We start from the raw sequence: 18,060 nt of genomic DNA, 5'->3' as shown, positions 1-18,060 counted from the left end.
TGAATTTTCAGGAAATAATAACTATACTTTTATTGGTTAGAATTTATATGCAACAGAGAATCTCCAATTTCTCGGCGCTTCTGCTTGATAATAGTAATAAGTACCGTAATTTGCACCAGAATACAAGTATCTGTTAAATACATTGAAAATATTCAGGTTTACGCGGATTTTTGAATTTTCCCAAGAAGCTCCTGTATCAAACTTTAAGTAATCGTTCATTGGTTTTGTTGTTCCAGTTGAATCCCAAGTCCAAGATGTTCTGTCCGCTAAATAAGTTCCTCCAAATGAAAGGCCAAACCCTTCCAAAATACCATTTGTAAATGTATAATTTAACCAACCATTTACTGTATGTTTTGCGTAACCAGCGACTTTGTCTCCTTCTTTGTGAAGAGTTTCAGTTTCATTGGTAATAGGATCGTTATAAAATATAGTTTGTTTATATTCATTATCTGTATAAGCGTAATTAAAGATCGCATTAAACCCTTTTACAATTTCTCCCTTTAAATCAAATTCTACACCCTGAACACCAGTTTTTCCGTCCAAAATCGAGAATTTACCGCTTGGGTCTGTTGGGTCTCCACTAATAGCGTTGTCTTTTCGGATATTGTAAATAGACAAAGTTGTGTTCCATTTTCCGTTGAACCAATCTCTTTTTATTCCAATTTCGTAGTTATTTCCTGTCAAAGGTTTTGCGGTAGATCCGTCTCTGAATAAACCTGATTGTGGAGTGAATGATTGGTCAAATAAGGCATAAGCGGAAGTATTGTCATCAATGGAATAGCTTAAACCAATTCTCGGAGATAGCTTGTCTGCTTTAAAAGTATCTCCATAATTGTTTTGCTTAATATTAGTATATCTTGCAGCAACTGTTAAGCGTAATTTGTCTTCTAGAAATCCTAGTTCGTCTTGTAAGTATACTCCAGAATAATTTTGTTCAATAGTTCCTCCTGGTGTTGCTCTTTGGTTTAATGGGGTTCCGTTGATACGCTCTATCCATCCTTCATATCCATAACCGTTTGTTACAGGTTGGTAAGTTAGAATATTAGTATTGAATGGTGTAGAATCCAAAACATGAGAATATCCCCAATCTGCTAAATATTTTTTGCTGCCTAAATCTAAACCAGCCAAAATTCTATGTGAAACTTTTCCTGTTTTTTCGTAACCATTCAAGTAAATCTGTCCGAATCTCATTACGTTAGAACCTTCCCAATAAGAAAGTCTTCTAATCATTGTACCGTCTGCATTTACAGCGTCTGGCCAAATATCACTTGCATTGGTATAATCGTTAAGATAAGTAACCTGAGTTGTTAATTTCCAATTTTTGTTAAATTGGTGTTGCAAATTCACATTCACAGTATGGTCTTCTATATTTGAAGGCATAATTCCTGGATCTGTGTGTGTGTAATTTACAGGTCTTGTAGCATAACCTTCTGTAGAGAAAACATAAGCCGAACCAACTTCTGACATTTTAGCTTTTTGGTAGATATATTCTGCAACTAAAGTTGTTTTATCAGTAAGTTCTAATTTTATCGAAGGATTTATAACATATCTATCATTGAATTCATAATCTCTGAAACTGTTTTTCTGTGAACCCATTAAGTTTAATCGAATTGAAACTTTCTTGGAAACTCTTGTATCTAAATCTGTTTCTGCTCTATACATATCGAAACTTCCCAATGTAACTCTTGCAGAACCGTTAAATGGGTTTCCTGTAGGTTTTTTAGTAACGATGTTGTAAATTCCACTTGGTTCTCCAGCAGACATTAAAAATCCTCCAGGTCCTTTCACAAATTCAATGTGGTCAACATAGCTCATATCTTCGGATAGTGGTCCCCAATTTGAAGTTACATTTACTCCATTAAAAAAAGCACCAGCCCTAGAACCTCTCATGTTGATTCTTGAGTACATTTCTCCCCAGTGTTCTAATCTTTGAGCTCCTGCAACGTTTCTCAAAAGCCCATCTGAAATCGTAGTAACCTGCTGATCTTCTAAAGCTCTATTAGTAATTATTGAAATATTTTGCGGAATTTTAATAAGTTCTTCATTTAAACGTAATGAAGATGAACCTTCCTTCTCCACATATTTTTTGTAATATTTACCGTTTACAACTACTTCTTCAATATTAGCAGATTTTACAGTGTCTTTTTCCTGCGCATAAGCCAGCATAGAACCTAACATCGAGATACAGATCAGTACATTTTTCATGAAAGTCAAATTTTCTGCAAATATATTGTTTTTAATTATTCTAAATAAATTACAGACTTGATATTTATCATGCAATTATTATCTATTGAATAACAAAAAACCGCTCCAAGTAGTATTGGAGCGGTTTTTATATTATAATTAATTTTTAAGCAGGAATTTCTCCCTTGTATAAAAATGAAATAATCTCTTTATTCATTTTATCTACCATCTCACTAAATAAGTGGAAAGATTCTTGTTTATAGATTACAAGCGGATCTTTTTGCTCATAAACAGCACCTTGTGAAGATCTTCTCAGGTCATCCATTTCACGTAAGTGAAGTTTCCAGTTTTCATCAATGATGGATAAAGTAATATTCTTCTCAAAATCATTTACCAAGCTTTCACAGTGAGTTTCATATGCTTCTTTAAGGTCAGCAACGATAGTCATTGTCTTGTGGCCGTCAGTAAACGGAACCTGAATCATTTTAAACATTGAACCCTGATTTTGGTAAACATTCTCGATAATTGGGAATGATTTTTCTTTTAATAAGTTCAATTTCATTTGGTAATCTTCCTGAGCTGCTTTGAATAAAACATTCGTTAAATCCGGAACTGTCTTGTTTTTGAAATCATTTTCAGAAACAGGAGATTCCATCGTGAAGGTTTTAATGATTTCGTATTCAAAATCTTTATAATTTCCTGTAGCTTTTCCTTTAGTTACAATAGAATTAGCAACATCAAAGATCATATTGGTAATATCATACTTTAGGTGATCTCCGAATAGAGCGTTCTTTCTCCTTTTATAGATAACGTCACGCTGTTTGTTCATTACATCATCATATTCAAGAAGTCTTTTTCTGATACCGAAGTTATTTTCTTCTACTTTTTTCTGGGCTCTTTCGATAGATTTGCTGATCATTGAGTGTTGAATAACTTCACCATCTTTATGACCCATTCTGTCCATCATTTTAGCAATTCTTTCGGAACCGAATAGACGCATCAAGTTGTCTTCCAGAGATACATAAAACTGAGAGCTTCCAGGATCTCCCTGGCGCCCGGCTCTACCTCTCAACTGTCTGTCAACACGTCTTGAATCATGTCTTTCAGTACCAATAATTGCTAAACCTCCGGCTTCTTTTACTTCTTTAGTAAGCTTGATATCCGTACCACGACCTGCCATGTTTGTTGCAATCGTTACAACTCCCGGCTGTCCTGCACCGGCAACAATTTCAGCCTCCTTCTTGTGAAGTTTTGCATTTAATACCTGGTGTTGGATCTTTCTTAACTGAAGGGCCTTTGAAAGCAACTGGGAAATTTCAACAGAAGTTGTACCCACCAATACCGGTCTCTTCGCTGCTGTTAGTCTTTCAATTTCTTCAATTACGGCGTTATATTTTTCTCTGTTAGTTTTGAAAACTAAATCTTGTCTGTCATGTCTAAGGATCGGACGGTTGGTAGGAATTACTACAACATCCAATTTGTAGATTTCCCAAAGCTCACCAGCTTCCGTTTCAGCAGTACCCGTCATTCCCGCAAGTTTGTTGTACATACGGAAATAGTTTTGAAGTGTTACGGTTGCAAAAGTCTGAGTAGCAGCCTCAATTTTTACATTCTCCTTAGCTTCAATAGCCTGGTGAAGACCGTCTGAATAACGTCTTCCTTCCATGATACGGCCTGTCTGTTCGTCGACGATTTTTACCTCACCATCAATTACTACATATTCATCATCCTTTTCAAATAATGTATACGCCTTTAATAATTGACTCATTGTGTGAACTCTTTCGGATTTTTCAGCAAAATCAGAGAAAAGTTTTTCTTTAGCTTCGAATTCTTCTTCTTTAGATAAATTTTTAGCTTCCAATTCTGCAATTTCAGTCCCTATATCCGGAAGAACGAAGAAATTAGCATCTGAGTTTCCTTGAGACATATATTCAACCCCTTTGTCTGTAAGGTCAACCTGATTGTTTTTCTCTTCAATCACGAAGTAAAGATCCTTATCCACAATCGGCATATCACGGTTGTTGTCCTGCATGTATTGAGCTTCTGTTTTTTGAAGCAATGCACGGTTTCCGCTTTCCGATAAGAATTTGATTAATTGTCTGTTTTTAGGAAGACCTCTGTAAGCCTGAAGCAACTTAAATCCTCCTTCCTTTGTGTTTCCTGCAGCGATTAATTTTTTAGCTTCATTAAAAATTGCCGAAACGGTTTTTTTCTGAACCTCAACGATTCTGTCGATAGAAGGTTTAAGAACATCAAATTCCTGTCTGTCTCCTTGTGGAACAGGACCGGAAATAATTAATGGGGTTCTTGCATCATCTACCAATACGGAGTCAACCTCATCGACAATGGCAAAGTTTAATTCTCTTTGTACCAATTCTGAAGGCGAAGTTACCATGTTGTCTCTCAGGTAATCGAATCCAAATTCGTTATTTGTTCCGTAAGTGATATCTGAATTGTATGCTTTTCTTCTGCCGTCTGAATTCGGCTGGTGATTATCAATACAGTCGATAGACATTCCGTGGAACTGGTACAATGGTCCCATCCATGCAGAGTCTCTTTTTGCAAGGTAATCGTTTACCGTTACAACGTGGACTCCTCTCCCCGGAAGAGCATTTAAGAAGATAGGTAATGTTCCTACCAAAGTTTTACCTTCACCGGTTGCCATTTCTGCAATTTTACCACTGTGAAGAATAACCCCTCCAATGAACTGAACGTCATAATGAACCATATCCCAGTTTACCGGGGTTCCGGCAGCATCCCATGAGTTTTTCCAAACAGCCTGATCTCCTTGAATTTCTACGAAATCTTTACCCGCGGCAGCCAATTGTCTGTCCCAATCGGATGCTGTTACACGGATTTCTCCGTTCTGAGCCCATCTTCTTGCTGTTTCTTTTACCAATGCAAAAACTTCAGGAAGAATTTGGAGAAGGACTTTTTCTTCTATTTCGTATGATTCTTTTTTAAGAGTCTCAATCTTTGTGAAAAGAGCTTCTTTTTCATCAACGTTTGTTGAATTTTTTATCTGCTCTTGTATCTGTTCTATTTGAGCTGTTATTTTGCTGGTTGCAGATTTAATATTTTCTTTAAACTCAGCAGTTTTTTCTCTCAAACCATCATCAGACAATTGCTGAATAGTTGGTTCAACAGCTTTGATTTTTGTTACAACTTTTTTTACTTCTTTTAGGTCCTGCGCTTTTTTGTCTCCCAAAAACCCTTTTAGAACTTTGTTTAAAAAACTCATAAATTTTTTGCTTTATGCCTAAAGTGATATACTTTAAGCGTTTTTAATAACACTTATCGTGTAAAATTGATATTTAAAAAAGGGCAAAAAAGCTCTAAGCAAGTGGCCTAAAGCTTATCGCTTTAATTAATATTCGTCTTCGTTCCAAAGATAATCTTCGTCCGTAGGATAATCACTCCAAATCTCATCAATTGCATCATAGATTTCTCCTTCATCTTCGATCGCCTGAAGGTTTTCTACTACTTCCATAGGTGCACCAGTTCTGATTGCATAGTCGATAAGCTCTGCTTTTGTCATTGGCCAAGGTGCGTCACTTAGGTATGAAGCTAATTCTAATGTCCAGTACATAATTTTCTAATTTTTTGCAAAAGTATAAAATTAGCTTATATTATATGCTTTTTTATACTTGATTTTCAATTCTTTTTATTAATTTTTGTTCATCGTACGCCATAGAAGCGATATCGCCGGCTTACATGATGTCATTTTCTCAAAAACCATTCCACAAATTTTTTTATGCCATTTTGGAAGTTTGTGTCAGGTTTATAGCCTATTAATGTTTTAGCTTTTGTAATATCTGCATTGGTTTTCTGCACATCTCCCGGCTGCATTGGCAGATTTTTTCTGATGGCAGATTTTCCTAAGTTATTTTCTAAGGTGCAAAGCATATCATTTAAATTAATAACCTGGCTTTCACCAAGATTTAAAATTTCGTACACCTTGGAATGGTTTTCCAAATAAGTAATGGATTTTGTAATTCCGTCAATGATATCATCAATATAAGTATAGTCTCTTGCTGTAGTTCCGTCACCATAAAAAGGAATTTCCTGGCCTTCCGAAATTAGCTTTGCAAATTTGTGTATTGCCAGATCGGGCCTTTGTCTTGGACCGTATACCGTGAAAAACCTCAATTGAATCATGTCAATATTATATAATTGATAATAAACATGTCCTAAAATTTCTCCGCTTTTTTTGGTTGCAGCGTATGGTGAAATTGGGTTGTCAACATTGTCCGTTTCTGTAAAAGGAATTTTTTCATTGTTTCCGTAAACACTTGAAGATGAGGCGCAAATGAATTTTTTAATGTCAAATTCTTTACATAATTCCCAAAGATTCATCGTTCCGCGTACATTGACTTCTTCGTATTCCAAAGGTCTTTCAATGGATGGCCTTACTCCTGCAAGTGCCGCAAGATGAATAATTAAATCAATTTTATGGGTTTTACAAATTTCTTCAAGACCTTTTTTATCGCGTATATCCTGATAATAAAGGGTGTAATTATCTGACTTTGATAGTGAAATCAGTTTTTGTATATCATTTTCCTTATCAGAATACTCAAAATCCGAATTTTTGTCAATTGACTCTAAAGTATTCTTGATTTTTATCTGATAGTGATAGAAATTATCAAAATTGTCAATGTTTATGACAGAATGTCCTTTTTTTAATAATTGTTCTACTAAGTGAGAACCAATAAACCCGCTTCCTCCTGTTACAAGATAAATCATCTGTGATTTTTTATTACTGCAAAAATATAAATTTACTTTTTGAAAATATAATCATTAAATTTACTTAAAAAAGTAATATAAAATTAAATATGCAGTTTCAGGGGCAAATTTTAAAGATGATCAGTTTTGACGATCAGCCGATTCAATATTATCTGAATCTTTCCGGGGATTTGATTCACATGAATGAATTGTTTGGAAAAGAATTAACGATAAGACATGTGGGTTTTCAGTGTGTAAATTGTGGCGAAAACAAACCTGTTTACAGAATGGGATTTTGTAAAAACTGTTTTTTTGAAAGTCCTTATGCCAGTGATACAATTATTCGGCCGGAACTTTCTACAGCTCATTTAGGTGTTGCAGAACGTGATTTGGAGGTTGAAAAAGAAATTCAGCTCCAGCCGCATACTGTTTATTTGGCTTATACCGGAGATGTGAAAGTTGGGGTAACAAGAAATACACAAATTCCTACAAGGTGGATTGATCAGGGGGCAACTTTTGCTTTGCCAATTGCCAGAACCGAGAACCGTTATGAAGCAGGGATGATAGAAGTGGCGTTAAAAGAGCATTTACCGGACAAAACAAATTGGCGGAAAATGCTGCAGGATGATTTTGAGGGAGAAGTAGATCTCGCGGATTTTCAGCAAAAGATAAAAGAATATTTCCCAGAAGATTTCCAAAAATTTTACAGTGAAGGGGAAAACCTTTGGAAATTTGATTATCCTTTTGAAAAACCTGAGAAATTAAGTTCTTTCACATTGGATAAAAAGCCGGTGTTTACGGGTAGATTAACAGGGATTAAAGGACAGTATTTAAGCTTTGACAGCAGTGATTTTATAAACGTAAGAGGACATGAAGGGTATTTGATTGAGTTGATTGTAAAAAATTAACCATATATTTATAATAGGTTAATATCAAATCACAATTATGAGAAAATGGGTTAAAAAGCTATTTGTAGTTTTTGGAATATTGTTGGCGATTATTTTGTTGGCAAATTTCGGATTAAATATCTGGCTTAAAACCCAGCTTCCGAATTATATTAAAAACAATACGGATTATAAAGTTTCCTACAAAACGCTGGAGGTAGATTTGGGAACGGGAAACATTTTCTCAACAGGAATTTCCATAAATAGTAAAAACCCTCAAAATACTAATGTAATTGGTCTTCAAGGAACAATTGATACCTTAAAAATCAGTCGTCTGGGGATTTATGACGCTATTTTTAATAAGCAGATTAGTTCGTCAGATTTGTTGTTGGCAAAACCAAATTTAAATGTAATTCTGGCTCAGCCAGTCGATAAAAAAACAGGAAAAAAAAGAAATCCTTTTTTATTTGAAAATATTAGAATTAATGATGGTTCTGTAAATATATTCAGGCATACAAAACAGAAATTTCTGTCTGTTCAGCAGTTAAATTTATTTGTTGAAAATCTTCAGATGACAGAAGAGTCTGTTGAAAATAAGCTTCCGATAGTTTTTGACAAATATGACATCAAAGGGAAAGATTTTTTCTTCCGGCCGGATAATGTTTATGCATTAAAAATCAATGAAGTAAAAACCTCAAACGGACAGATGGCGATAGATGGCTTTAGACTGATTCCGTTGTTGACTTTTGATCAGTTTAAACGATTTTATCCTAAAAAAACGAAGCTTTTTCAGTTTAATATCCAAAGAATGGAATTCAAGGATGTGATATTGAAGAAAAATATTGTTTCACTTGCTAATGCTAATTTCCGAAATCCTGTTTTAACAATTTATAATACGAATGCTGCTGAAAAAAAATCAGATAAACCTCTGAATTATGAAGTAAATCTGGATGATGTTAAACTGAATAATGCAACCGTTCTGGTTTTAAAACCAGATGGAAATAAACTTTTATTTGCTAAGAACCTTAACCTGAATATTAATCAGCTAAAATTTGACAAAAAAACTTCAGAAGAAATAATTCCCATTGGTTACAAAAGTTTTCAGTTTTCGGGAAGGGATATCTTATATTCAAATCATCAGAATTTTATGGTTGAAAGCCTTGCTTTGAATCAAAAAAGTGGAGAACTGAGAAATCTTTCAGTTGTTCCTAATGAGACAAATTTAGGCGGAAAAACAATGGCCTTGAAGGTAAATCATGTGGCTTTTCATATTAATAAATGGGAATTTATAAACAGGAAGCTAGCTCTTGATATCAAAGATGTTTTGGTAGATAATGCCAACGGGACTCTTAAGATAGAGAAAAATAAGGTCAAAAAAGCAGTGAAGGAAAATAAGGTGCAGTCTATTTTGGTAGGGAAGTTTTCTCTTAAAAATTCTAATGTCACCTATGATAATGGTGGTGAACCTTTGGTTTTTAATGATTTAAATGCAACGGTTAATGATATTAAGGCTATTTCTAAGCCTAATAATTTTGGATACAACATTAAGGTTAAAGATTATTTTCTGACGACTAAAAATTTCGCTTATAAAACCAAATTCTATAATTTGAGTGTAGGACTTTTAGAGCTGGATAAAAATAAAATCCAGATTACTCAATTTGCAATGAAGCCTCTTGTTTCAAGGGCTCAGTTTATCAAAATGATACCTGTTGAAAGAGATTTGTATGATTTGAAGGCAAACCAGATAACTGTTGATGGAAGTTGGGATTTATTTTCTCAAAATAAATCCATCAATGCATCAAATGTGGTCATTCAGTCTGCGGATGCCAATATTTTCAGGAGTAAAATTCCAAAAGATGATCCGAAGGAAAAACCTTTGTACTCTAGAATGTTGCGGACGATAAAAATTCCGATGTATGTAAAGAACCTGGATTTGAAAAACTCAATTTTAGTTTACGAAGAAGATACTCCTCAAAGCGCCGGACCGGGAAAGCTTACGTTCAGTGATTTTAATATGAACGTTAAAAATCTTAATTCTGCCAAAATGAAAGAAAAGTCCACTCATGTTGATATAAAAATTAACTGTTCTTTTATGAAGATGGCGCCGTTGTCTGTTAATTGGAATTTTGATGTTGCCAATCAACATGATGTATTTAATATCTCAGGGCGTGCGGTGAATCTTCCCGCGCAGGGAATTAATCCGTTTATTCGGCCATATTTGCATGTTACTGCGACAGGAACAATCCAAGAAATGCTTTTTAATTTTAAAGGAAATCCCAAAGGTCTTAATGGGACTTTTAATCTTAAACATAAAGATTTAAAAGTTGTCATTTTAGATAAGAATAATAATGAAAAGAAAGGCGTTTTGACAGCTATTGCAAATCTGGTGGTGAAATCAGATTCGGGAAATTTACCGGAATCTGTTGTTGTGGAAGATGTTGAGCGGGATCCTACAAAATCTTTCTTTAATCTTTTCTGGAAAGGGATCGAACAAGGGCTGAAGAAAACGTTGATAGGAATCAATATTGATAAAACGAAGAAAAAAGTACAGAATACAGTCGAAGCGGTGAAGGATATGAAACAATCTGTAAAAGAGCTTAAACAGGAGATAAAGACCTCTAATACAGCTAAAAAGGAAGATCCAAAACCAAAAGAAGAAAAAAAAGGTTTCCTAAAAGGGGTTTTCAGGAAAAAAGAAAAGCCCGAAACTGAATAAATCCGGACTTTTTATAATTATTTTAGTTATTTTAAAAATTAAATTCATCACTTTCCTGAACGGGGATATCTCTCAAAAATTCATCAAACTTTTCACCGGGATAATTGCTGTCTGCTCCATAAGAATCGATGATCATACCAATATTTCCCGCATTATCTTTTAGAACATACAATACGGCATTGTCATCAGGATTACTGTCGCCCTCGAAACGATATGTTTTTAGGATTGTCAAATCTGCAGGCTGATAGTTTTGTTCGGAATTATCCAACTTCATTTCGCAACTTTCATTCATTCTGAATTCTCTGTGTATTCCTCTTTCAGAAAGCTTTGTCATTACCTGGCTTAAGGTCGTCATTTGATCCATGTTGTCTGCGTTTTCCATAATAATATTTTTATTTATTAATACAATAATTAAACCATTAATTTACGAAAAAATAGAATGTTTTAGGATTATATATTTCATGAAATGAGGTTTAATGTTAACAAAATTTATAATAGCAAAAATTAGAATAGGTATGCTTTTTGCAATATACAGTCTAATAAATCGGACAAAATATGAAAAAAGAAGTTGGCGTTTTACTGGCAGGAGGAGTTGGGCTTTTGGCGGTGTTAAGCATAATAGGCATTAAGAAAATATTATACAAAAAAGACAAAAAATACAGTGATACTTATTCAGATTATCACAGACATTTCGATGAAAAAAACCACGACGATGAATATCACGGAGTGGAGTTTTATGCACTGAAGTAGTAAAAAAATATATTAATTATGTTTAATCCAACGCTTATAAAGGGGTTGGATTTTTTTGTGGAAAACTTTATTGCCAAACTTTATTATTTTGTAAAAATTTCAGTCTAATTTTACATTTGAAATGCAGAACGGAAATATCATAAAAGGTCAGGGGGCTCAGCGAAATGTGATTAATCATTTTGACAGGTATACCTATGAGCCCGACGATGAAGATTTCGAAACTGTAAAGACGTCTTTCACGGAAGTTTTTCCTAAAACAATTGTAAATCAGGTAAAAAGTGAAGATTTACCAATGGAATATTCTATGAATCCGTACCAGGGTTGTGAGCATGGATGTTCATATTGTTTTGCGAGGCCCACTCATGAATATTGGGGGTATAGTGCAGGAATTGATTTTGAAAGAAAGATAATGGTGAAGAAAAATGCACCGGAATTATTAGAGAAATTTTTTCAAAAAAAAGGCTATAAACCTGCTCCGATTTTACTTTCCGGAAATACCGATTGTTATCAGCCGGCAGAAAGGCAATTTGAAATTACAAGAAAATTGCTGCAGGTTTGTCTTGATTACAGGCATCCTGTTAATATCCTGACCAAAAATGCGATGGTTTTGAGAGATTTGGATATTATAAAACCGATGGCTGAGCAGGATTTGGTTTCTGTTTCTTTAAGTATTCCGACAATAAATGAAGAGTTGCGAAGAAAAATGGAGCCAAGGACAAGTTCTGCAAAAAATAAACTGAAGGCCATAGAAATTTTATCAGAAAATAAAATCCCTGTTCATGTGATGGTTGCACCTATTATCCCCGGACTAAACAGTGATGAACCTCTAGCTATTTTAAAGGCAATTTCGGATGCCGGAGCTCAAAGTTTTGGATATACTTTAGTGAGGCTAAATGATACCGTAGAACCTGTTTTTGTAAATTGGATTGAAGCCAGTTTTCCTGATAGAGCCCAGAAGGTTTTAAATTTAATCCGTTCTATGAGAGGTGGGAAGCTTGGCGAAAAAAAACTTTTTGACAGACAAAAAGGAGAAGGGAATATTGCAGAAATGATTCATAATACTTTTAAAATAGGAAGAAAGAAATTCTTTGAGGGAAAAGAGTTCCCCAAGCTGACAACAGCTAACTTTACCGGCGCAAGAGCTCAGCAGTTGAGATTATTTGACTGATTTAATCTCTTACAGATTTATTTTAGAAAGGTTATGTTTTAAAGCTCTGCTCCGATCAGCAAAATAAAAACCGTTCCTTTTGGGAACGGTTTCTTATCATTTGTTTGATAATTTCTTACATTGAGTCATCAGGACATGTAAAATCTTTACTGCAAGTTGCACAAATCACAACTCCGTTACAATAATACAAGCATAATTCCGGTTCCGGAAGTTTGATTCCTGCTCCTGAAATACTTTTTAATTGGTCTTTACTTAGTTTTTTTAAATTTTTCATATTGTTTTAATTAAAAATTTGATAGTAATGTAAAGATAATTAAAATATTATTAACTCAACAGGCTGTGGTATATTTTGCTGTTATTTTTTAATTAAGCCTAATTCTATTAGTCTTTCATGCAAAAATTCTCCTGCCGTAGTGTCTTCGTATAGTTTTGGATTGTTTTCGTCAACACAGTTTTCAAGAGCATTTAAAGACATTCCGCTTACCGGATGCATGAAGAAAGGAATTGAATATCTTGATGTTCCCCACGATTCTCTTGGTGGATTTACCACTCTGTGAATTGTAGATTTCAGTTTGTTATTGGTATGTCTTGATAGCATGTCTCCCACGTTGATCATTAATTCGTCTGGTTCTGCAATGGCATCAATCCATTCTCCGTTATGATTCTGAACCTGAAGGCCTTTTCCTTGAGAACCCATCAAAAGAGTAATCAAATTAATGTCTCCATGAGCAGCCGCTCTTACCGCATCGTCCGGTTCTTGAGTAATTGGAGGGTAATGAATTGGCCTTAAAATAGAATTTCCTTCTGCGATTTTATCGTCAAAATAAAATTCATCTAAACCAAGGTATAATGCTAAAGCTCTTAAAACATACTGCCCTGTTTTTTCAAGCATCTGATAAGCTTCCTTGCCTACTTCGTTGAATTTTGGAAGTTCATCAACAGTTACGTTATCAGGATACTCAGATTTGTATTTTGAATCATCCGAAACATATTGTCCGAAATGCCAAAATTCTTTCAAATCTCCTTTTTTGAAACCTTTTGCAGTTTCTTTACCGAATCCTACATAACCTCTTTGCCCACCAATTCCCGGAATCTCATATTTCTGTTTCGTTTCAGTTGGAAGTTCAAAAAAGTTTTTTACTTCTCCATACAATTCGCTTACTAGCTTATCATCAAGAAAATGCCCTTTTAAGGCAACAAATCCGATTTCTTCATAAGCTTTTCCGATTTCATTTACAAATTTCTGTTTGCGTTCCGGTTCACCCGAAAGGAAATCACGCAGGTCTACACTAGGTATTTTATCCATTTTTAGAAATTTACGAATTGCTAAATTACATTTTTTAAATTATTTTTGAAAAGATTGATAATAAAATGAAAAAGTTTTCCGGCATACAAAAGGGATCGGTTTAGAATATTTTTTCGAAATGCCCCAAGGTTTTAAAACCAAATTTTCCCGAGCTTTTTGAAATTGTAAAAAAAATGATTAATTATGGGAAAGAATGGTTTCAAGATTAAGCATTTATAAACTAAATTTGTGACATGAAAAAATATTCTTCTAAGAGAAGTATTCAAATACTTGCGCATCTTCTTCAGCAGTACGGAATTTCTGATATCGTTATTTCACCGGGATCCAGAAACGCTCCTTTAGCGATTCATTTTTCGGAGGTAGATGCATTCAACTGTTTCAGTATTGTAGATGAAAGAAGTGCTGCTTTTGTTGGAATGGGAATGGCTGTTTGTGAGAAGAAACCTGTGGCAATTACCTGTACAAGCGGTTCGGCAGCGGCAAATTATTATCCTGCCGTAACGGAAGCCTTTTATTCTAATATTCCTCTCTTGATTTTGACGGCAGACAGGCCTACGGATTATGTAGATCTTTTTGACGGGCAGACTATTAGACAGAATAGTCTTTTTCATCAACATTCTTATGGTGATTTCCAGCTTTTAGAAGACGGCAGGGAAAACTCGGAGGATATCAATTTTGATACAATTAAAAAAGCAATCGAGCTTTGTATTGAAAAGCAAGGGCCTGTTCATATCAATATCCCATTGGAAGAACCTCTTTATGAGTTAGTTTCAGAGCTTCCAACTTTTCCGACGGTTGAAAAAACGATCAAACAGAAAGAATATGAAATTCCGTCAAACTTGGTTGCAGACTGGAATACTTCTCAAAGAATTATGCTTCTGGTAGGAACAAGAGATTTTAGTCCGGAACTGGAAAACCAATTGTCCCAATTGGTTAAAAACCATTCTGTGGTGGTGTTGAGTGAAGCGAATTCAAATTTATATCACGAAAAGTTCTTCAAACATATTGATAGATACATTTACAACTTTACAGATGAAGACTACAAAACCTACGCTCCGGATTTATTAATTACCATCGGTCAAAACGTTGTATCTAAAAAAGTAAAACAATTTTTAAGAAATGCGCATCCAAAACAGCATTGGCATTTAGATGAAGTCTGGCAGCCGGATACGTATTTTGCCTTAACTGAGAAAATTGAAGTAAAACCTGAAATTTTCTTTTCTAAACTGTTGAAGTTTATAAACCTGGAGCCTAAACCATATTTTAATCTTTGGGATGTTTTAAGAGATAAAAAAGATGCAAAACATGATAAATTTTTAAACATGGTTGAGTTTTCAGATTTCTATTTCTTTAATAAAGCTTCACAGACAATTCCTGAAAATTATAATATTCACTTTAGCAACAGTTCTGCAATCAGATATGCACAGTTGTTTGATTTTGGTAAAAGAAAAATCTATTGTAATCGTGGAACGAGCGGAATCGACGGTTCTACTTCTACGGCCATGGGTTTTGCAATTAAAAATGCTAATCCAACTTTGCTGATTACAGGTGATTTAAGTTTTTTTTATGATGTCAATGGTCTTTGGAATCAATATATTCCGCCTTTTGTGAGGATCATCATTTTCAATAACGGAGAAGGAAATATTTTTAAAATTATTCCGGGACCTGGAAATGCTAATCCAAATACATTGGATGAATTTATCGCGACTAAACACAAGAAAAATGCAGAACACTTAGCAAAGCATTTCGGATTTGCCTATACAAAAGTAGAAGATGAGCCGACGCTTGACAGAGTTCTTGAAAATTTCTTCAAACCGGATGCTCAGCCTAAAATACTGGAAGTCAATACTTATGGTAAAAACAGTGCAGATGTTTTGAAGGCTTATTTCAATTTTATGAATGAAAATTAATTACAGATCTAAATATTCTTCATTACCCGGTAGATTGATAATTCTGTCTATTGGGTAAATGAACATGTCATCGAAATCATTCATTGCATTAATCAGCTGAAAATGAGAAAACTGTTTAATATTTTGTAATGTGATTTCTGTTTCTTTTATTTTCTTTTGTTTCAAAAGATGTTGTCTTTGTACACCATTTAAGAGATAGGTTTTAGGGGTGAACCAATCTTTGCCCTTTAAAAATAGGATATTGGAAAAAGAAGTATCGGTAATATGATTGTTTTTCACAATAATGATTTCCTCTGCTTTAGACTTTATCCTCATTTTTTCCAATTCTTTCCGATCTTCAAATTTAAAAGAATAATCAAAACTATTGTTTTCAACTAATTGAAAATCTTGTATTTCCGGAATAGCATAAGGAATCATTTGTGTACGGACTTTCTTATCTAAATCATAGCCGATTCTTAATTTGAAAAGCCCATCTTCATCGTGGTCCAAATGATCGTAGATTTTTTCCAAATCAATTGAGCCTTCTCTCCCAAAATGAGCGAAAGTCTGATTTACACGTTTTTGATGAAATTCCAGCAGGTAAATTTCCTGATCTTCTACTTTAATACTTTCAATAAATTGGGACATAAATTTTATTTTTCATTTCCTGATACTCGTCTTCTAACTTGCTCATGTGAGTGATTCCGCCTCCGCTTTTGAAATAAAGCTCTTCGCCCTCTTTTTCAATAAAACGAATCATTACACAGCTGTCAAGATTTTTACCATCAAACCAGCCGCAAACTCCCGTATAATAGCCTCTTTCATAGCCTTCTGCATCCAATATTATTTCCAGTGTCTTTGGTTTGGGAGCTCCTAAAATAGAGCCGGCGGGAAGCAGTTTTTTCATAATACTTCCTACTTTTCCGTCAAATTCAGGCTTCAAATTACCTGAAATTTCAGAACTCATGGCATATAAATCCTTTTGCTGTGTTTTGATGAAATCGATATGTTGAAATTTATCAACTTTCACATCGTCTGCAACCATGCTCAGATCATTTCGGAGTAAATCTACGACAGTGTAGTGCTCTGCTTTTTCCTTTTTATCGTTCTTCAAAATTTCCGCTGCATTTTCCAACGAGGCATCAATAGTACCTTTCATTGGGTAAGTCAGGATTTTTCCGTTAATAATTTTCACAAAAGTTTCAGGAGAAAAAAATACAAAAAAATCTTTATAAAAAACCTTGTATTTTGCACTGGAATGATAAAATATTTCTTCAAGCGTCAAATTAGTTTCAATTTTTGTTTTTCTGGTATAATTTACCAGGTAAGAATTTCCCAAGCGAATATTTTTCTGAACCTTTTCAAATCCTGATTTGAAACTTTCTAAGCTTTCAGGAAATGATTTCCATATTATTTTTTTATTTAAAGTATGTTTACTTTTTGAGTTTGAAAAGCATTGAAAATCAATTAATAAACCTGATTTTTCAATTTCATTTTCTCTAAAGATTTCTACATTCTCTGAAAGGAAGTCGATAATGAAAAAATAAGGAACTTTCTGACGGGAAAGTTCATCCATTTTCATAAATTTTTGATGAATAATCGAAAACATTCGACAAAAGTACTTATTGATGTTTACTTTTGCACTAAATTTTTTTAATGCAGAACAAATATCCTCAGAAACCGGGAATAGACTTTATACTGAAGCAGGCTTTTTTTTACTGGAATAAGACTCTGATTTTTCAATTGATATTTTCCATTATTTACTTTGCCATATTTTTTACGGGCTTTTTCTTTTTTGCTTCCAGATACGGAATTTGGGAGGTAAATAAGGAACTGGCCGATGCTTTCAAAATCGGGACGAATGAATACATGAAAAAGATTGCAGAAGTAAGCGCTACAGACAGTTATCAAAAATTCACGTACGGAATTTTGGGAACAATGATTTTTCTTTTTCCTTTGAATCTTGGTTTTTTTCAGATTTTCAGAAAAATTGATTTAAAAGAAAAAATAGTTCTTGGTGATTTGTTTGTAGGGTACAACGGGTTTAACTTCTTTAAATATATCGGGTATTATATCTTTTGGTTTTTTACCTATTTAATGGTTGCCCAAACAATAATTCTTCCTGTAATCTGGGTATTTGTCACAATTTTTGTAGCTCCCCTGATGTTTTTTACAGATAAAAGAATATTTGAAGCTATTTCGTTAAACTTTAAAGCATTGAAAATGTATTTTGTTGAAATTGCGGTTTGTATTATCGTTGCATTTTTCTTTAAATATGTAGGATTTGCACTATTTCTTATTGGAGGGTTGTTTACTTTTCCGTTTTGGAATGCAATGATTTATTCACTTTACAAGGTTGTTTTTTCAGAGAAAAATTAAATTTTAAGACTTTTTAATAGATTTTTTATCAAAAAAAGGTAAATTTGATAAAATCATAAAAT

The 18,060-nt window shown here is 34.0% G+C and carries 15 protein-coding genes; 6 read left to right on the top strand and 9 right to left on the bottom strand.

Annotation, left to right across the window (positions count from 1 at the left end):
- Positions 1 to 36: 36 nt before the first annotated feature.
- The 4 genes from ACM39_RS01005 to ACM39_RS00990 form a co-directional block, all read right to left on the bottom strand.
- Positions 37 to 2,205, bottom strand: coding sequence for a TonB-dependent siderophore receptor (locus ACM39_RS01005; RefSeq protein ID WP_053073283.1), 2,169 nt, complete (start codon positions 2,203 to 2,205; stop codon positions 37 to 39).
- A 145-nt stretch (positions 2,206 to 2,350) separates the two neighbouring features.
- Positions 2,351 to 5,425, bottom strand: a complete 3,075-nt coding sequence (secA, locus tag ACM39_RS01000) for a preprotein translocase subunit SecA (RefSeq protein WP_048509153.1) — start codon at positions 5,423 to 5,425, stop codon at positions 2,351 to 2,353.
- Between the two features lie 126 nt (positions 5,426 to 5,551).
- On the bottom strand, positions 5,552 to 5,773 hold the full coding sequence (locus ACM39_RS00995; protein ID WP_027382805.1) for a DUF2795 domain-containing protein: 222 nt from the start codon (positions 5,771 to 5,773) through the stop codon (positions 5,552 to 5,554).
- Positions 5,774 to 5,904: 131 nt separating this feature from the next.
- Complete coding sequence (locus ACM39_RS00990; RefSeq protein WP_048509152.1) at positions 5,905 to 6,927, bottom strand: GDP-mannose 4,6-dehydratase; 1,023 nt, start codon at positions 6,925 to 6,927, stop codon at positions 5,905 to 5,907.
- Between the two features lie 89 nt (positions 6,928 to 7,016).
- Here ACM39_RS00990 and ACM39_RS00985 point away from each other — a divergent pair, with 89 nt between their 5' ends.
- Both ACM39_RS00985 and ACM39_RS00980 read left to right on the top strand, forming a co-directional pair.
- Complete coding sequence (locus ACM39_RS00985) at positions 7,017 to 7,814, top strand: DUF2797 domain-containing protein (protein WP_048509151.1); 798 nt, start codon at positions 7,017 to 7,019, stop codon at positions 7,812 to 7,814.
- Between the two features lie 37 nt (positions 7,815 to 7,851).
- Complete coding sequence (locus tag ACM39_RS00980) at positions 7,852 to 10,506, top strand: hypothetical protein (protein ID WP_048509150.1); 2,655 nt, start codon at positions 7,852 to 7,854, stop codon at positions 10,504 to 10,506.
- Positions 10,507 to 10,537: 31 nt separating this feature from the next.
- Here ACM39_RS00980 and ACM39_RS00975 read toward each other — a convergent pair whose 3' ends face one another.
- The gene (locus ACM39_RS00975) at positions 10,538 to 10,888 is read right to left on the bottom strand and encodes a hypothetical protein (RefSeq protein ID WP_048509149.1); all 351 of its coding nucleotides are present in this window, start codon (positions 10,886 to 10,888) and stop codon (positions 10,538 to 10,540) included.
- 173 nt (positions 10,889 to 11,061) lie between these two features.
- Here ACM39_RS00975 and ACM39_RS00970 point away from each other — a divergent pair, with 173 nt between their 5' ends.
- Together ACM39_RS00970 and ACM39_RS00965 are read left to right on the top strand one after the other, a co-directional pair.
- Complete coding sequence (locus tag ACM39_RS00970; protein WP_048509148.1) at positions 11,062 to 11,256, top strand: hypothetical protein; 195 nt, start codon at positions 11,062 to 11,064, stop codon at positions 11,254 to 11,256.
- Between the two features lie 121 nt (positions 11,257 to 11,377).
- A complete protein-coding gene (locus ACM39_RS00965; protein ID WP_048509147.1) occupies positions 11,378 to 12,424 on the top strand; it encodes a PA0069 family radical SAM protein in 1,047 nt (348 codons plus the stop codon).
- A gap of 115 nt (positions 12,425 to 12,539) precedes the next feature.
- On the opposite strand, the gene ACM39_RS19120 is transcribed toward ACM39_RS00965, so the two are convergent.
- Positions 12,540 to 12,698 (bottom strand): bacteriocin-like protein, encoded by a 159-nt coding sequence (locus tag ACM39_RS19120; RefSeq protein WP_165585075.1) that lies wholly within the window; start codon positions 12,696 to 12,698, stop codon positions 12,540 to 12,542.
- Positions 12,699 to 12,779: 81 nt separating this feature from the next.
- On the bottom strand, positions 12,780 to 13,730 hold the full coding sequence (locus ACM39_RS00960) for an isopenicillin N synthase family dioxygenase (RefSeq protein WP_048509146.1): 951 nt from the start codon (positions 13,728 to 13,730) through the stop codon (positions 12,780 to 12,782).
- Between the two features lie 233 nt (positions 13,731 to 13,963).
- On the opposite strand from ACM39_RS00960, the gene menD reads away from it, so the two are divergent.
- Positions 13,964 to 15,640, top strand: a complete 1,677-nt coding sequence (gene menD, locus ACM39_RS00955; protein ID WP_048509145.1) for a 2-succinyl-5-enolpyruvyl-6-hydroxy-3-cyclohexene-1-carboxylic-acid synthase — start codon at positions 13,964 to 13,966, stop codon at positions 15,638 to 15,640.
- On the opposite strand, the gene ACM39_RS00950 is transcribed toward menD, so the two are convergent.
- Together ACM39_RS00950 and ACM39_RS00945 are read right to left on the bottom strand one after the other, a co-directional pair.
- Positions 15,641 to 16,267 carry an aminotransferase class IV gene (locus ACM39_RS00950; RefSeq protein ID WP_048509144.1) on the bottom strand — a complete coding sequence of 209 codons (627 nt, stop codon included), beginning with the start codon at positions 16,265 to 16,267 and terminating at the stop codon, positions 15,641 to 15,643. It lies immediately after the preceding gene.
- Positions 16,251 to 17,228, bottom strand: coding sequence for an aminodeoxychorismate synthase component I (locus ACM39_RS00945; protein ID WP_048509143.1), 978 nt, complete (start codon positions 17,226 to 17,228; stop codon positions 16,251 to 16,253). The genes ACM39_RS00950 and ACM39_RS00945 overlap by 17 nt, the downstream gene beginning before the upstream one ends.
- A gap of 47 nt (positions 17,229 to 17,275) precedes the next feature.
- On the opposite strand from ACM39_RS00945, the gene ACM39_RS00940 reads away from it, so the two are divergent.
- Entirely contained in the window at positions 17,276 to 17,998 is a 723-nt protein-coding gene (locus ACM39_RS00940) for a hypothetical protein (protein WP_048509142.1), read from the top strand.
- The last annotated feature ends 62 nt before the right edge of the window (positions 17,999 to 18,060 follow it).

Source organism: Chryseobacterium sp. FH2 (genome assembly GCF_001045455.1).
Lineage (GTDB): Bacteria > Bacteroidota > Bacteroidia > Flavobacteriales > Weeksellaceae > Chryseobacterium.
Note: the sequence above shows the minus strand (reverse complement) of the source record. Positions and strands in the feature narration are given on the sequence as shown.

Excerpts from the sequence above, each read along its gene's own strand:
- secA (WP_048509153.1), bottom strand. The coding sequence starts at position 5,425 with ATGAGTTTTTTAAACAAAGTTCTAAAAGGGTTTTTGGGAGACAAAAAA.
- ACM39_RS01005 (WP_053073283.1), bottom strand. The coding sequence starts at position 2,205 with ATGAAAAATGTACTGATCTGTATCTCGATGTTAGGTTCTATGCTGGCT.
- ACM39_RS00985 (WP_048509151.1), top strand. The coding sequence starts at position 7,017 with ATGCAGTTTCAGGGGCAAATTTTAAAGATGATCAGTTTTGACGATCAG.
- ACM39_RS00950 (WP_048509144.1), bottom strand. The coding sequence starts at position 16,267 with ATGTCCCAATTTATTGAAAGTATTAAAGTAGAAGATCAGGAAATTTAC.
- ACM39_RS00995 (WP_027382805.1), bottom strand. The coding sequence starts at position 5,773 with ATGTACTGGACATTAGAATTAGCTTCATACCTAAGTGACGCACCTTGG.
- ACM39_RS00975 (WP_048509149.1), bottom strand. The coding sequence starts at position 10,888 with ATGGAAAACGCAGACAACATGGATCAAATGACGACCTTAAGCCAGGTA.
- ACM39_RS00940 (WP_048509142.1), top strand. The coding sequence starts at position 17,276 with ATGCAGAACAAATATCCTCAGAAACCGGGAATAGACTTTATACTGAAG.
- ACM39_RS19120 (WP_165585075.1), bottom strand. The coding sequence starts at position 12,698 with ATGAAAAATTTAAAAAAACTAAGTAAAGACCAATTAAAAAGTATTTCA.
- menD (WP_048509145.1), top strand. The coding sequence starts at position 13,964 with ATGAAAAAATATTCTTCTAAGAGAAGTATTCAAATACTTGCGCATCTT.
- ACM39_RS00965 (WP_048509147.1), top strand. The coding sequence starts at position 11,378 with ATGCAGAACGGAAATATCATAAAAGGTCAGGGGGCTCAGCGAAATGTG.
- ACM39_RS00990 (WP_048509152.1), bottom strand. The coding sequence starts at position 6,927 with ATGATTTATCTTGTAACAGGAGGAAGCGGGTTTATTGGTTCTCACTTA.
- ACM39_RS00960 (WP_048509146.1), bottom strand. The coding sequence starts at position 13,730 with ATGGATAAAATACCTAGTGTAGACCTGCGTGATTTCCTTTCGGGTGAA.
- ACM39_RS00945 (WP_048509143.1), bottom strand. The coding sequence starts at position 17,228 with ATGTTTTCGATTATTCATCAAAAATTTATGAAAATGGATGAACTTTCC.
- ACM39_RS00980 (WP_048509150.1), top strand. The coding sequence starts at position 7,852 with ATGAGAAAATGGGTTAAAAAGCTATTTGTAGTTTTTGGAATATTGTTG.
- ACM39_RS00970 (WP_048509148.1), top strand. The coding sequence starts at position 11,062 with ATGAAAAAAGAAGTTGGCGTTTTACTGGCAGGAGGAGTTGGGCTTTTG.